Source organism: Streptomyces sp. NPDC047982 (assembly GCF_043204165.1).
Taxonomy (GTDB): Bacteria; Actinomycetota; Actinomycetes; order Streptomycetales; family Streptomycetaceae; genus Streptomyces.
The window spans coordinates 236,476-250,754 of the sequence record NZ_JBIDBS010000007.1; the positions used below are offsets into that span (position 1 = coordinate 236,476).

A 14,279-nucleotide genomic window follows, 5' to 3' on the forward strand; every position below is an offset into this window, starting at 1 on the left:
CTCCGTCGCGGGGACGGGGCGTTGTCAGTGCAGTCCGGCAAGCTCGAGGAGCAAGGACTTCACTTCGGTGGCCCGGACGGGGCCGGTGAACGCGTGGGGGGTGGAGCACAGGATGAGCGGTCCTTCTTCGTCGCTCATGGGAAGGCGGCCGTGGCTGCCTCGAATAGGTGAGGGGTCCAGGGGCACGACCGCCATGCGGTAGCGCATGCCGAGTTTCTTGCGGGCGACGGCGGTCGCGGCCCTGATCCGGACGTACGGGTCCTCAGGGTCGAGGAGGAGTTCGGCGGGGTCGTAGCCGGGTTTGCGGTGGATTTCGACGAGTTGCGCGAAGTCGGGCGCGCGGGCGTCGTCGAGCCAGTAGTAGTACGTGAACCAGGCGTCCGGGTCCGCGACGGCGACCAGTTCCCCGGAACGGGGATGGTCCAGGCCGTTGGCCTTCTTGCCCTCGTCGTCGAGGAGTTGCTCGATGCCCGGAAGGTCCTGGAGGGCTTCGCGGGTCGCCGCGAGGTCTTCGGGGCGGCGTACGTAGACGTGGGCGATCTGGTGGTCGGCCACGGCGAAGGCGCGCGAGGCCATCGGGTCCAGGTACTCCATGCCGTCCTGGGTGTGGACCTCCAGGAGGCCGGCGCGGCGCAGGGCCCGGTTGATGTCGACGGGCCGGTCGACGCGGGTGATGCCGTACTCGGAGAGGACGACGACGGTACGGCCCTCGCGGCGCGCGTCGTCCAGGAGGGGTGCCACGGCCCGGTCGAGTTCGGCCGCGGCCCGGTGGGCGCGGGGGTCGTCCGGGCCGTGGCGCTGGAGGTCGTAGTCGAGGTGCGGGAGGTAGCAGAGCGCCAGGTCGGGGCGGCGGGTGTCGAGGACGTAGCGGGTCGTGTCGACGATCCACCGGGAGGAGACGAGGTCGGCGCCGGGACCCCAGAAGTGGAAGAGGGGGAACGTGCCGAATCTGTCCGTGAGTTCGTCGTGCAGGGAGGGGGGACGGGTGTAGCAGTCGGGTTCCTTGCGGCCGTCCGCGTAGTAGACGGGGCGGGGGGTGACGGTGATGTCGGTGTCGGCGCCCATCGCGTACCACCAGCAGATGTTGGCGACGGTGTAGCCGGGGTGGGCACGGCGGGCGGCGTCCCAGAGTTTGTCACCGGCGACCAGTCCGTTGTGCTGGCGCCAGAGCAGGACGTCGCCCAGCTCGCGGAAGTACCAGCCGTTGGCGACGATGCCGTGCTCGGCGGGCGTGGTCCCGGTGAGGAAGGTGGACTGGGCGGCACAGGTGACGGCGGGGAGCACGGTGCCGAGCGCGGCGCGGGTGCCCGAGCGTCCCAGGGCCTTGAGCCGGGGCATGTGGTCGAGGAGGCGCGGAGTGAGACCGACGACGTCGATGACGAGGAGAGGGGTGGGTGTGCCGCCTGTGCGGGGCGGCTCGGCCTGGGTCATGGGAGTTCCTTGAGGCCGAGGTCGGCCAGGAGGTCGCGGGCGAGGGTGAGTTCGGCGGCGATGCCGTCGGCGAGTTGCGCGCGGGATCGGGGGCGCAGGGCGGCCGGGAGCGCCTGCCAGGTGTAGGTCTCGACCTCCAGGTGCGCGGTGAGCGGGCGGGGGCCGCCGACCAGTCGGGTCAGTGCGGAGCGGAGTACGGGAAGGGTGGAGGTGAGTGGGGGCGTGGGCAGTGCGTGGAGGGGGACGTGGAAGTGGGAGCGCCATGGGGCGCCGTCGGGCAGGGCCGGGCCGGTGAGGGCCTCGTCGAGGTCGTCGGTGCCGTGCAGGGCCCCGGCGGCGGTGCGGGTGCGGGTCTGGTGGAGGAAGCGGTGTTCGGCGAAGGCGGCGAGCGCGGAGCGCACCTCGGGGAGGTGGGGGTGTTGGGCGTGCAGTGCGGCGGAGAGCTGGGCCTTGGCGACACGGATGCCCGCGGCGTCGAGTGCGTCGAGGGCGCTGTCGGGGTCCTCGAAGGAGGTGGCCAGGTGGCAGGTGTCGACGCAGATGCCGATGCGCGGGTGCCCGATGGCGGTGAGGGGTGCGTGGGCGTCGGTGGTGGTCTCGATCGCGCAGCCCGGTTCGGGTTCGAGGCCGACGCGGATGGACTTGCCGGTGAGTTCGGCGAGTGCGTCGAGGCGTTCCCCGAGGGTGGTGAGGGCGGTGTGGGCGAGATGGGCGGCTTCGGCGTCGGACGCGAAGGGGGTGCGCCAGGCGATGGGGAGGGTGGAGATGGTTCCATCGGTGACGTCGTCGGGGAGGAGTCCGGCGAGGAGACGGGCGAGGGCGGTGGTGTGGGCGAGCCGTTCGGGATCGGTCCAGTCGGGCCGGTACACCCGGTACTTGACCTCGTCGGCGCCGAAGCCCTCGTACGGGAAGCCGTTGAGGGTGACGACTTCCAGTCCGCGACGGTCGAGTTCGGCGCGCAGGGAGCGCAGTTCGGACGGGTCCTGGACGAGGGCGCGGGCGGCGTCCCGGGCGAGCCAGAGACCGATCCCGAGGCGGTCGCGGCCGAGCCGGCGGCGGACCGGTTCGCAGTGGTCGCGCAGTTGGGCGCGCACGCCGTCGAGGGTTTCGGCGGGATGGACATTGGTGCAGTACGAGAGGTGGACGGTGGAGCCGTCGGGGTGGCGGAAGCGCATCGTCTCACTCCCCGCCGCGCAGGATGGAGTTGCCCTCGTGGAGGGGCGGCGGTACGACGGTGTCGAGCTGGAGACGGCCGCTCTGCCCGTAGAAGGCGACGGGGTTGCGCCAGAGCACCCGGTCGACGTCGTCCGCTCCGAACCCGGCGGCGAGCATCGCGTCGCCCACCTTGCGGGTCTTGAGCGGGTCGCTCCTGCCCCAGTCGGCTGCGGAGTTGACGAGGATCCTCTCGGTGCCGTGGGTCCTGAGGACCTCGATCATGCGGTCCTCGTCCATCTTGGTGTCGGGATAGATGGAGAATCCGGCCCAGCAGCCGCTGTTCAGGGCGTCCTTGACGGTCGTCTCGTTGAGGTGGTCGAGCAGGACCCGTTCCTCACGGAGGTCGGACTCGCGCAGGACGTCGAGGGTGCGGTGCAGCCCGGCGAGCTTGTCGCGGTGCGGTGTGTGCACGAGCGCGGGCAAGTCGTGGTCTGCGGCGAGCTGGAGCTGGGCGGCGAGGGCGGTGTCCTCGGCGGGTGTCATGGAGTCGTAGCCGATCTCGCCGACGGCGACGACCGAGTCCTTGACGAGGTAGCGGGGCAGGGCGTCCAGGACGGGGGTGCAGCGGGGGTCGTTCGCCTCCTTGGGGTTGAGAGCGAGTGTGCAGTGGTGGGCGATGCCGTGCTGGGCGGCGCGGAAGGGCTCCCAACCGAGCAGGGCGTCGAAGTAGTCGAAGAAGCTGGCGGGCGAGGTGCGGGGCTGGCCGAGCCAGAAGGAGGGTTCCACGAGCGCGCGGACGCCCGCGTCGTACATGGCCCGGTAGTCGTCCGTGGTGCGGGAGGTCATATGGATGTGGGGGTCGAAGATGCGCATCAGGACTCCTCCGTGGGGGCGGTGGGACCGGGGAGCTGGGGGCCGGGGGCGGTGAGGCCGAGAAGGCGGGTGAGACCGGTGGGGACGTCACGTCCGGCCGCGATCCGCTCGGCGGCGAAGTCGCTCAGCATGCGGGCGAGTTCGGCGTCTTTGCGGCAACGACGTCCCAGTTGGGCGACGGCGTCCACGGGCACACCGGTGAAGAGGCACTTGAGAACGGCGTGGCGCCAGTTGTGCGCGTCGAGGTGGGTGGCGGCGTACGGGCCGACGGCCGCGGCGATCAGTCGGGTGTCGTTGGTGCGCAGGGCGTCCTCGACGAGCGGAAGGGCGGTGGGGCCGAGGTCCAGCAGGTGGAGCGTGCGCAGTACGGCGCGCCGCTCGGCCGCGGTGCCCTGTTCGTAGAGCCGGGTGACGGCGGGCAGGGCGGCACGGGCCTCGATGAGCAGCAGGGCGCGTACCGAGTCGGCGTGCTCCGGTCCGCAGTTCCGGCCGGCGGCGGCGTAACGCAGCTCCCACGGGGGTGCGCCGTACGGTCCGCCGCGCTGCTCGGCCCCCTCGTGGACGGCGGCGTGTTCGGCCTCGGCGAGCGCCTCGTCGAGCCAGGCGCGCGCGGCCCCGCCGAGCCGGGCGTCGAGTTCCTCGCGGGTCAGCAGCGGGGCCGGGGCCGACGTCGTCTCCGGGGCCTTCACGGGGGCCGGGTTCGCCGGGGGCGTCGAGGTCGGGCCCATCGGGGTCGCCGGGTTCGTCGGGTCCGTCGGGTTCGTTGCATCCGTCGGGTTCATCAGGGGGTTCGTCGGCATGGCGTTGCTCCCTTCGGCGGTGTCAGCGTCTCGACGGGCCGTGTGCGCGCAGGAAGTCGATGGAAGCGCGGGCGAGTTCGGGACCGGCGTGGGAGTGGCGGGGCAGTTCGACGACGGTGAGGCCGCGGTATCCGGCGTCCGTGAGGGCGTCGAGCGCGTCGAGTACGGGCGGGAAGTCGATCTCGCCCTCGCCGAACGGGAGGTGTTCGTGGACGCCCCGGCGCATGTCCTCGATCTGGACGTGCCGCAGCCAGGGGGCGGCTTCGCGGACGCAGTCGGCGGGTGGGGTGGTTTCCAGGCACTGGCAGTGGCCGATGTCGAGGGTGAGGCCGAGCGGTTCCGGATCGTCGGTGAGGGCGCGCAGGTGGTGGAAGTCGTCGAGGGAGGCGAGGAGGTGTCCGGGTTCCGGTTCGATCGCGAGGGGGATGCCGCGGCGGTCGGCGGCGTCCAGGACGGGGGCGAGGGACGCGGTGAGACGCCGCCAGGCGGCGTCGGGGGCGGTGCCCAGGGGCATGGTGCCGCTGAAGCAGTGGACGGCGTGGGCGCCGAGGTCGGCGGCGACGTCGACGGCCCGGACGAGCAGCCGGGTGCGGGCGGCACGGGCGTCGGGATCCGGATCGAGGAGGGAGGGGCCGTGCTTGCGTCGGGGGTCGAGGACGTAGCGGGCGCCGGTCTCGACGGTGACGCCGAGGCCGAGTTCCTGGAGCCTGGCCGCGACGCGACGGGTGCGTGCGGCGAGGTCCGGGGCGAGCGGGTCGAGGTGCATGTGGTCGAGGGTCAGGCCGACGCCGTCGTATCCGAGGTCGGCGAGAAGTGCGAGAGCATCGTCGAGGCGGAGGTCGGTCAGCCCGTTGGTGCCGTAGCCGAGGCGGACGGTCATGTGGGGCTCACCTTCCGGGCGAGAGTGCGGGCGAGTGGGACGAGTCCCATGACGGCGATGCCCGTGCCGGCCGCTCCCGCGCGTACGGCGAGAGCCGCCTGGAGCGGGATCACCGCGCGGACACCGGCGCCCACGGCACGCTGGGTGAGCGGCGGGGACGGGTTCAGGGCGGCGTGCAGGAGGGGGCCCGCTGCGGTGCGGAGGTAGGCACCGGTGAGTGCGGTGACGAGGAGGCGGGGAGCGGTGGGGGTGGCGGGTGCCGAGGGTGAGGACGGGGGCCGCCGCCGTCGCGCCCGGACGCGGGCGGCGGGTGGGGGCGGGTCCGCGGCCCGCCCGGCGTGCGAGGCAGGGCCCACGGCCCCGCCCGGATCGCGACGGTCGCGCCGTTCGCGCAGGGCCGTGGCGCCCAGTGCCGCCATGGCCGCGAGCGCGGCGAGAGGGACGGCGGTGGAGCCGCCCCGTGCCTCGTACCGGGAGACGGCGGTGACGGCGTAGGTGTGCGCCCCGAGCAGTCCGGCTGCCGGGAGGGCGGTCCGTACAAAGCCACCGGCCCGTACGCAACCATCAGCCCCTGCAAAGCCGCCGACCCGTACGGAACCGCCGGCCTGTTCGGAACCACCGGTCCGGACGGAACCACCGGTCCGGACGGAACCACCGGTCCGGACAGAACCACCGGTCCGGACGGAACCACCGGTCCGGAGGGAACAACCGGCACGCGGGGCCGTGGGCCCGCCCGTGACCGCGCCGCCACCCGCGTTCGGGTCGCGGCGCGGTCGCGAGCCCGCGCGTGGACCCGCACCGCCACCCGCCGGGCGCCCCGGCCCCGTCGCACGCGGCCCCGTCGCACCCGGCGTCGTGGCGCCCGTGGCGGCGGCGCCCAGCAGCAGGTCCAGGGCGCGGGCCGCCGCCATCGCCGCCGGTCCGGCCGGGGTGTGCTTGAGCCGGAGGTCGTACGCCCAGACGGTCGCCGCCAGCCCCGTGGCGACCGCGAGGGCGGGGCGCCCGGCCCGGGCCGCGAGTCCGAGTCCGGCGGCCGTCAGGGCTCCCGCCGCCGCCAGGGCCGCACCGGGGGCGATCCGCCCCGACGGTATGGGGCGGTGCGGGCGGTCGACGGCGTCCTCGTCGCGGTCGGCCCAGTCGTTGAGCGCCATGCCCGCCTCGTACAGGCAGAGCGAGGCGCCGACGGCGAGCGCGGTGCCCCGGCCGGGGCACCGGCCGGTGGACGCCGCCCCGGCGAGCGCGTCGCCGGGGACGGTGAACAGCGCGGACACCCGCAGCAGTTCCGCCCAGGCGCGGGCGCTCACCGCGGCCCGCGCAGGGTGTCGGCGAAGGCGAGCAGACGTGCGTACTGCTCGGACAGCGCGGCGGGTCCGCCGTCAGGGTCCTTGAAGTAGAAGCCGAGCCCGGGCAGCGGACCGGTCAGCCCCCTTTCGTGGGCGCGGGCCACCAGTCTGGCGAGGTCCAGGACCAGCGGTGCGGCGAGTGCGGAGTCGCAGCCCTGCCAGGTCGTCTGGAGCACCATGCGGGCCCCGAGGAACCCGTCGAACGCGATGTGGTCCCAGGCCGTCTTCCACTCCCCCAGCACCGGTACGTCGTCGATGTGGACCTCGCCCTGCGGGGCGGCGCCCAGGACGTCGGCGAGGACGCGTTCCTTGCCCGCGTTCTTGGCCTGCGCCGCGCCCGGGTCGGCGAGTGCCGCGCCGTCCCCGCCGCCCAGCAGGTTGGTGCCCGACCAGGCCCGTACGGCCAGGGCGCGTTGCGCGAACATCGGGGCGAGCACGGAACGGAGCAGCGTCTGGCCGGTCTTGCCGTCCCGGCCCGCGTGCGGAAGTCCGCAGTGCGCGGCGACGTCCCGGAGGGCGGGGTGGCGCAGCCCGGTGGAAGGGGTGAAGTTGACGTACGGGCAGCCGGCCCGGAGCGCGGCGGCGGCGTAGAGCGAACTGGCGGGCAGTCTCGGGTCACCGGGTGCCGGGGCGGGCTCCGTGGAGGCGACGTTGATCACGACCGTCCGGGACAGTCCGTTGCGGTGGTCGAAGTCCATGAGGTCGGCGGCGAGGTCGGTGACGAGGTCCTCGTCACGGCGGGTGTCGTCCGGCAGGGGCCCGCCGGGTCGTATCTCCTTGTCGGCCTGGGCGAGTTCGTCGTGAATCGCTGCCGGGAGTCCGTGCGGCAGCACTCCCCCGGCGGCCAGCGCATCGGCCCGTTCGGGCAGCGGACGGTCGGCGGTGTCGTGTCCGCCGAAGACGAGCGAGCCGAGGGCGGGGAGCCCGCTGTCGGCGAACGGTGGTGTCCCGGTGACCATGCCGACCGCCGGATGGAGCCCCGCCGCGACCGCGGCGCAGCCCGCCACGGCGGTGGTGGCGACGGAACCGCGCGCTCCGATGAACCAGACTCCGGTACGTGCGGCGGGTGCTGACACGGGCTGCCTCCCTTGTCGGGGTCCTGGCCGGGCCGGGCGAAGCGCGCTGTACGACGAGGTGCGGCGGGGTGGGGACGCGAAGGGACGGAACGGTACGGGACAGGGCCGTGACGGCGGGCGGGGCACTTTCTCGCCCGGCCCGCCGTCCGCCCGGCGGCATTGACCACCGGACACCAGACGGGCAGCCAACTACCTTCAGAGCGAGGGCTGTTGGCCGACACTTACGTTAAGCCTCGGGCAGTTCCTTCAACCGGATGTCGCGGAAGGACACATGGTCGTCGGCACCGTGGTTCTGGATGCCGATGTAACCGTTCTTCAGGCTCCGGGCCGGATCGGTGTTGGTGAAGTCGTTGATCTTCACCCCGTTCAGGAAGACCTGGAGACGTTCGCCCCGGACCTTGATCTCGTAGCTGTTCCACTGGCCGGGCGGGCGCAGAACGCGGTCGCGGGCCTTGATGTTCGGCGCCTTGAACGTGTAGACGGACCCCGTGGTGCGGTCGGGGGCGTCGGTGGCGTCGATCTGGATCTCGTAGCCGTTGTTCACCGCGGACCAGGGGTCGTCGGACTCCGGGAAGCCGACGAAGATCCCGGAGTTGTCGTCGCCGCTCATCCTCCAGTCGAGCTTGAGCGAGTACGCCCCGAGTTCCTTGGCCCGGTAGGTGAGCAGTCCCATGCCGCCGACGGAGCGCAGTTCGCCGTCGACGACGTCGAATCCGCCGGGTCCCGCCTGCTTCCAGCCGTCGAGCGTCCTGCCGTTGAAGATCGGCCGGTGGCCGGTGTCGGGCGTGCAGTCGGCCTTCACCTGGCCGGAGGCGTAGCGCAGGCCGCCGAGGAGGAGCCGTCGGAAGGCGGGGTCGGCGTAGGACTCCTTGGTGTGGCCGAGGCCGGTGTAGAAGGAGCGGCCCCCCTGATAGGTCTGGCACCAGGTGATGGGGTGGTCGCCGTTCATGGTGCCACCGGTGTAGGTGGTCTCGTCGAGCGTGGCGAGGATTCTGGCCTGACCGCGTGGGTTGGTGCGGTAGTTGTACCACTCGTCGGTGCGGTTCCACTCGTCGCCGAGATGGGCCGTGGCCGGGTGCTCGTGGTCCTCGACGCGGACGGTGGCGGGCTGGATCGCGGGGTGGGAGGAGAAGTACGCGCCGACGAGTCCGCCGTAGAACGGCCAGTCGTACTCGGTGTCCGCCGCCGCGTGGATGCCCATGTAGCCGCCGCCGGTGGCCACGTAGTTCTCGAACGCCTTCTGCTGGTCGGCGTTGAGCACGTCACCGGTGGTCGACAGGAAGACCACGGCGTCGTAGCGGGCGAGGTTGGCGGTGGTGAACTGCCGTGCCTCCTCGGTCGTGTCGACGGTGATGCCGCTGTCCTTGCCCAGTTGTCCGAGCGCGGCGACGCCGTCGGGGATCGCGGCGTGGCGGTAGCCGGCCGTCTTCGAGAAGACCAGGACCCGTTTGGCGTTCTGGTCCACGGCGCTGCGGGTGAGTTCGAAGTCGTCGATGTCGTAGAGGGCTCCGGAGCCGCCCTTGAAGACGAGGAAGAGCTCGGTGGCCTTCCTGGGTACGTTGCGCAGGGGTACGTCGACGTCCTGGAAGGTCTCCCACCCGCCGGTCACCGGGACCGGGGTGGAGCCCAGGATCGTGCCCGTCGCCGAACCGGCCCTCACCTCCAGGAAGCCCCCGCTGCCGCCCGACGAGACGCGGGCGGTGAGCCGGTTGGAGTCGCCGAGGAGGTACGGCTTGAAGGAGATCCAGTCCCCGTCGTGGATGTCGCCGACGGTCTTGCCGCCGTGGGCCGACGCCTTGCCGTAGACCTTGATGCCCGACGAGGCCGAGTAGTGCTCGGCCTGACGGTGACGCGGCTGGAGTTGGGACTGGTCGTGGCCGGACAGGGGCGCCTGGCCGCCGCCTCCGCCGTCCGTGTAGGAGGCGTCGATGACCCCGAAGATGTTGGCGTTGGGGTCGTGTCCGCCGTCCATGGCGGTCTTGATGGTGCCGGAGCACCCGTTGACGGTGGTGATGGGGTGGCCGTGGCTGTCGTGACCGAGGACGAAGCGGACCTCGACCTTGGAACAGTCGACGGTGCCGTCCTCGGGGTCGGTGACGGTCACCCGGAACGGCACGTCGTCACCGAAGCCGAACAGCTGCCCGTCCCCGGGGAGTTGCAGTTCGACCTTCGGCGCCGTGTTGCCGACCGTGACGTGGACACTGGCCGAGGCGGTGCGGCCCGTCGGGTCCTTGGCCGTGACGGTGGCCGTGTAGGTGCCGTTCTTCCGGTACGTGTACGTGGGGTCGGCGGCCGTCGAGGCGCCGCCGTCGCCGAAGTCCCAGGCGTAGGCGAGGGTGTCGCCGTCGGGGTCGACGGTGCCTTCCGAGGAGAACCGGACCTTCAGTGGTGCCGTGCCGGAGGTACGGTCCGAGGAGGCCACCGCGTTGGGGGAGCGCCCGCCGGCCGCGTTCTCGATGCGGTACAGGGCGGAGTTCTCGTCCCCGCCGAACCAGCCGGTGCCGTAGTCGAGGACGTACAGTGCCCCGTCGGGTCCGAAGGCCATGTCCATCACCTGGGTCCCGGTCCACGGGACGGGGTCGATGGACCGGACGGTGCCGTCGGCGTCGTGCGCGATGGCCTTGATCCAGCGGCGGCCGAACTCCCCGGCGAAGAACTGCCCGTCGTACGCCTCGGGGAGCTTCACGGGCGAGTCGAGGGCGGCGTCGTAGTGGTAGACGGGTCCGCCCATCGGGGACTCGGAGCCGGTGCCGAAGTCGGGCAGGGAGCCGCCGTCGTACGGGATCCAGGCGGGCTGGGCGGGCGGCAGGTCGACGAGACCGGTGTTGTGCGGCGAGGTGTTCTTCGGGGCGCCGCAGTCGAACGCCGCGCCGGACGTCTTCGTCGCGAAGTCGTAGTCGACGTAGGCGTCGCCCGCTCCGGCGCAAAACGGCCAGCCGTAGTTTCCCGGTCCGGTCACCCGGGCGAATTCGACCTGTCCGGCCGGGCCGCGCTTCGGGTCGGCGGCGCCCGCGTCGGGACCGTAGTCGCCGACGTAGAGGATGCCGGTGGCCTTGTCGACGGAGAAGCGGAACGGGTTGCGAAAGCCCATCGCGTAGATTTCGGGACGGGTCTTGTCCGTGCCCGGCGGGAAGAGGTTCCCCTCGGGAATGGTGTACGAGCCGTCGTCGGCGACCTTGATGCGGAGGATCTTGCCGCGCAGGTCGTTGGTGTTGCCGGCACTGCGCCGGGCGTCGAACGCGGGGTTGCGGCCCGGGCGTTCGTCGATGGGCGTGTATCCGTCGGAGGCGAACGGATTGGTGTCGTCACCGGTCGACAGGTACAGGTTGCCGTCGGCGTCGAAGTCGATGTCACCGCCGACGTGGCAGCACATGCCGCGCGACGCCGGGATGTCGAGGATCTTCTTCTCGCTGGCGTTGTCGAGGGTGCCGTCGCTCTTGAGGACGAAACGGGAGAGGCGGTTCACCCCGTCGAACGGGGCGAAGTCGGCGGCTGTGCCGTTCTCGGGGGCGTCGCCCGCGGGGGTGTCCATCGGGGGCGCGTAGTAGAGGTAGACGGCCCGGTTCTTGTCGAATCCGGGGTCGACGGCGACGCCCTGGAGGCCCTCCTCGTCGTGCGAGTACACGGGCACGGCCCCGATGACGCGTGTGTTTCCGCCGCTGTCGGTGAGGCGCAGCTCCCCGTTGCGCGAGGTGTGGAGCACGCTGCGGTCGGGGAGGACGGCGAGGGTCATGGGCTCGCCGGTCTCGGCGGCGCCCTTGGCGAGGGTGACCTGCTGGAGCCCCTCGGCCGCGGCGTCGGCGGTGGCACCTGCCACCGGCCCCGTCCCGGCCGATGCCGTCGTGGCCGCTGCGGGCGGGACGCCCAGGGCCAGGCTGGCCGCAGCCAGCAGGCCGCCGGTGAGCAGCGCGAGGGTTCCGCGGACGCGGAGCCGCGTTCCGTTCCGGTTCCTGGCTCTTGTTCGGTGCACGAGTGTCCTCCGGAGAATGCCGGTGGTACGGGCGGGTGCTGCCGTGCCGTGCTGCGCGGTGACCGCCGCGCGGGTCGTCCGGGCCCGAGGAGGGCACCTGACGGTCAGTTATGTCATGAACATTCCTTGGACGGTAGCCCTCTTCGTCCGCACCGGAAACCCCTTGTGCGGCTTCCCGGCCGACTTCTTCCCGCGCGGGGACAAAGCCGGATGAGGGCAGGGGGAGCGCCGGGCGACCACCGGGCCGACCACCGTACGGGCGCGGCCCGCTCCCCCGGCCGCTGCGAGCACGCGGTCGGTCGCCGCACCGCCCCTGCGCGAGCACGCCGTCGACCGCCGTCCCCACCGTGCGCGACGCCGGTCTCGGATGTGCCGCTCCCGCCCCGTGGCGAGGACGTCCTCAGTCTCCACCCCCGAACGCCGCGTCGAACGAGGCGGACGGCGGCTCGAAGTCGTACCGCTTCAACGTGGCGAGCGCTTCCGGCGCCCCCACCAGCCGGTCCATCCCCGCGTCCTCCCACTCCACGGAGACCGGCCCGTCGTAGCCGATGGACCGGAGCATCCGGAACACGTCCTCCCACGGCACCTCACCGTGCCCCGCGGAGACGAAGTCCCAGCCCCGCCTCGGGTCGCCCCACGGGAGGTGGGAGCCGAGGCGGCCGTTGCGCCCGTCCAGCCGCCTGCGCGCCTCCTTGCAGTCCACGTGGTGGATCCGGTCCCGGAAGTCGTACAGGAAGCCCACGGGGTCGAGGTCCTGCCAGACGAAGTGACTCGGGTCGAAGTTCAGCCCGAACGCCGCCCGGTGGCCGACGGCCTCCAGCGCGCGGCGCGTGGTCCAGTAGTCGTACGCGATCTCGCCGGGGTGCACCTCGTGGGCGAACCGCACGCCCTCGGCGTCGAACACGTCCAGGACCGGGTTCCAGCGTTCCGCGAAGTCCTCGTATCCGCGCTCGATCATGTGCGGCGGGACCGGCGGGAACATCGCGACCAGGTGCCAGATGGAGGACCCGGTGAAGCCGACGACGGTACGCACCCCGAAGGCGGCGGCGGCGCGGGCGGTGTCCTTCATCTCCTCGGCGGCCCGACGGCGCACTCCCTCGGGTTCGCCGTCGCCCCAGATCCGGGCCGGCAGGATCCCCTGATGGCGTTCGTCGATCGGGTGGTCGCAGACCGCCTGGCCGACGAGGTGGTTCGAGACCGCCCAGCACCTGAGCCCGTACCGGTCGAGCAGCTCGCGCCGCCCGTCCAGGTAGCCGGGGTCGCTCAGGGCCTTGTCGACCTCGAAGTGATCGCCCCAGCAGGCGAGTTCGAGGCCGTCGTAGCCGAAGTCGCGGGCGAGCCGGCAGACCTCCTCCAGCGGCAGGTCGGCCCACTGACCGGTGAACAGGGTGAAGGGACGGGGCATGCGCGGGACCTCCTAGAGAACCACGGGGGTGTGTACGGAGTTGTTCTCGGCACTCTCCTGAACCGCCGCGAGCACCCGCTGGACCTGCAGCCCGTCGGCGAACGACGGTGCGGGGGCGGCCCCTTCGGCGATCGTCCGCACCAGGTCGCGGGCCTGGTGGACGAAGGTGTGCTCGTACCCGAGGGCGTGGCCCGGCGGCCACCACGCCTCCAGGTAGGGGTGCTGGGGCTCGGTGACGAGGATGCGCCGGAAACCCGCCGTGGTGGCGGGTTCGGTGTGGTCGTGGAAGGACAGTTCGTTGAGGCGTTCCAGGTCGAAGGCGAGCGAGCCGCGCTCCCCGTTGATCTCCAGGCGCAGCGCGTTCTTCCGTCCGGCCGCCATCCGGGTCGCCTCGAAGGAGGCCAGTGCCCCGGAGGCGAACCGGCCGGTGAACACGGTGGCGTCGTCGACGGTCACCGCCCCGTCCCCGCCACCGTCCCCGTCCCGGTGTGCGCCGGGGCCGAGGGTCGCGGGAAGTCCGGCGGACGGCCCGGCCGGCAGCGGCCGACGCGTCACGAACGTCCTGCTGAGCGCCGACACCCCGGTCAGCGGCTCCCCCGCCAGGTACTGCGCCAGATCGACGATGTGCGCGCCCAGATCGCCGAGCGCCCCGGAGCCGGCCCGTTCCCGTCGCAGCCGCCAGGTGAGGGGCGCTTCGGGATCGACGAGCCAGTCCTGGAGGTAGGCGGCGCGGACGTGGCGCAGGGTGCCGACCCGGCCCTCGCCGATCAGCCTTTGGGCATAGGTGATCGCGGGCACCTTGCGGTAGTTGAAGCCGACCATGGCCACCTGGCCGCTGGCCGCCGCCCGTGCGGCCGCCTCGGCCATGGTCTCTGCCTCGGCGACCGTGTTGGCCAGCGGTTTCTCGCACAGCACGTGCTTGCCGGCCTCCAGCGCGGCGATGGCGATCTCGGCGTGGCTGTCGCCGGGGGTGCAGATGTCGACGAGCTGTACGTCGTCCCGGGCGACGAGGGCCCGCCAGTCGGTCTCCGCCGCCGCCCAGCCGTGGCGGGCCGCCGCCGCGTCGACAGCCGCCCGGTCACGTCCGCAGATCGCGGCGAGCACCGGTCTCATCGGCAGCTCGAAGACGTGTCCGGCGGTGCGCCACCCCTGCGAGTGGGCGGCGCCCATGAACGCGTACCCGACCATGCCGATCCCGAGCGCGGGCACGCCCGGCACCGGGCGGTGCGTCGGGGGCCGCGCCTCGGCCTCCTGCGTGGTCTCTTCCCTGCGGGCCATCCGGGCTTCCTCCTCGTCGGTCGTTCGATGGGTGCGGCGGGCGGGCCGGTGCCCTCTCCCGGGGCGGC

10 protein-coding genes are annotated in these 14,279 nt (G+C 72.6%); all 10 read right to left on the reverse strand.

The features are described from left to right. Positions 1-24 precede the first annotated feature (24 nt). Positions 25-1,431, reverse strand: a complete 1,407-nt coding sequence (locus ACGF2V_RS11760) for a nucleotide pyrophosphatase/phosphodiesterase family protein (RefSeq protein ID WP_362706492.1) — start codon at positions 1,429-1,431, stop codon at positions 25-27. Beyond that, positions 1,428-2,606 carry a metabolite traffic protein EboE gene (eboE, locus tag ACGF2V_RS11765; RefSeq protein ID WP_362706494.1) on the reverse strand — a complete coding sequence of 393 codons (1,179 nt, stop codon included), beginning with the start codon at positions 2,604-2,606 and terminating at the stop codon, positions 1,428-1,430. Before eboE ends, ACGF2V_RS11760 begins: the two co-directional genes overlap by 4 nt. A 4-nt stretch (positions 2,607-2,610) precedes the next feature. Continuing rightward, on the reverse strand, positions 2,611-3,459 hold the full coding sequence (locus ACGF2V_RS11770) for a TatD family hydrolase (RefSeq protein WP_362706498.1): 849 nt from the start codon (positions 3,457-3,459) through the stop codon (positions 2,611-2,613). Beyond that, positions 3,459-4,187, reverse strand: a complete 729-nt coding sequence (locus tag ACGF2V_RS11775; protein WP_392911768.1) for an EboA domain-containing protein — start codon at positions 4,185-4,187, stop codon at positions 3,459-3,461. The genes ACGF2V_RS11770 and ACGF2V_RS11775 overlap by 1 nt, the downstream gene beginning before the upstream one ends. A gap of 94 nt (positions 4,188-4,281) precedes the next feature. Next, entirely contained in the window at positions 4,282-5,139 is an 858-nt protein-coding gene (locus ACGF2V_RS11780; protein ID WP_362623511.1) for a sugar phosphate isomerase/epimerase family protein, read from the reverse strand. After that, on the reverse strand, positions 5,136-6,443 hold the full coding sequence (locus tag ACGF2V_RS11785) for a UbiA family prenyltransferase (protein WP_362706504.1): 1,308 nt from the start codon (positions 6,441-6,443) through the stop codon (positions 5,136-5,138). Before ACGF2V_RS11785 ends, ACGF2V_RS11780 begins: the two co-directional genes overlap by 4 nt. Continuing rightward, entirely contained in the window at positions 6,440-7,558 is a 1,119-nt protein-coding gene (locus ACGF2V_RS11790; protein WP_362623516.1) for an inositol-3-phosphate synthase, read from the reverse strand. Before ACGF2V_RS11790 ends, ACGF2V_RS11785 begins: the two co-directional genes overlap by 4 nt. A gap of 226 nt (positions 7,559-7,784) precedes the next feature. Continuing rightward, on the reverse strand, positions 7,785-11,528 hold the full coding sequence (locus ACGF2V_RS11795) for a ThuA domain-containing protein (protein WP_362706506.1): 3,744 nt from the start codon (positions 11,526-11,528) through the stop codon (positions 7,785-7,787). A 400-nt stretch (positions 11,529-11,928) separates the two neighbouring features. Continuing rightward, a complete protein-coding gene (locus ACGF2V_RS11800) occupies positions 11,929-12,933 on the reverse strand; it encodes a sugar phosphate isomerase/epimerase family protein (RefSeq protein ID WP_362623521.1) in 1,005 nt (334 codons plus the stop codon). A 12-nt stretch (positions 12,934-12,945) separates the two neighbouring features. Then, positions 12,946-14,211 carry a Gfo/Idh/MocA family oxidoreductase gene (locus tag ACGF2V_RS11805; protein WP_362623524.1) on the reverse strand — a complete coding sequence of 422 codons (1,266 nt, stop codon included), beginning with the start codon at positions 14,209-14,211 and terminating at the stop codon, positions 12,946-12,948. Positions 14,212-14,279: the final 68 nt, after the last annotated feature.

What these genes read in the sequence shown, in the direction of transcription:
- ACGF2V_RS11760 (WP_362706492.1), bottom strand. Translation starts at nt 1,431, where the DNA reads ATGACCCAGGCCGAGCCGCCCCGCACAGGCGGCACACCCACCCCTCTC.
- eboE (WP_362706494.1), bottom strand. Translation starts at nt 2,606, where the DNA reads ATGCGCTTCCGCCACCCCGACGGCTCCACCGTCCACCTCTCGTACTGC.
- ACGF2V_RS11770 (WP_362706498.1), bottom strand. Translation starts at nt 3,459, where the DNA reads ATGCGCATCTTCGACCCCCACATCCATATGACCTCCCGCACCACGGAC.
- ACGF2V_RS11775 (WP_392911768.1), bottom strand. Translation starts at nt 4,187, where the DNA reads ATGGGCCCGACCTCGACGCCCCCGGCGAACCCGGCCCCCGTGAAGGCC.
- ACGF2V_RS11780 (WP_362623511.1), bottom strand. Translation starts at nt 5,139, where the DNA reads ATGACCGTCCGCCTCGGCTACGGCACCAACGGGCTGACCGACCTCCGC.
- ACGF2V_RS11800 (WP_362623521.1), bottom strand. Translation starts at nt 12,933, where the DNA reads ATGCCCCGTCCCTTCACCCTGTTCACCGGTCAGTGGGCCGACCTGCCG.
- ACGF2V_RS11805 (WP_362623524.1), bottom strand. Translation starts at nt 14,211, where the DNA reads ATGGCCCGCAGGGAAGAGACCACGCAGGAGGCCGAGGCGCGGCCCCCG.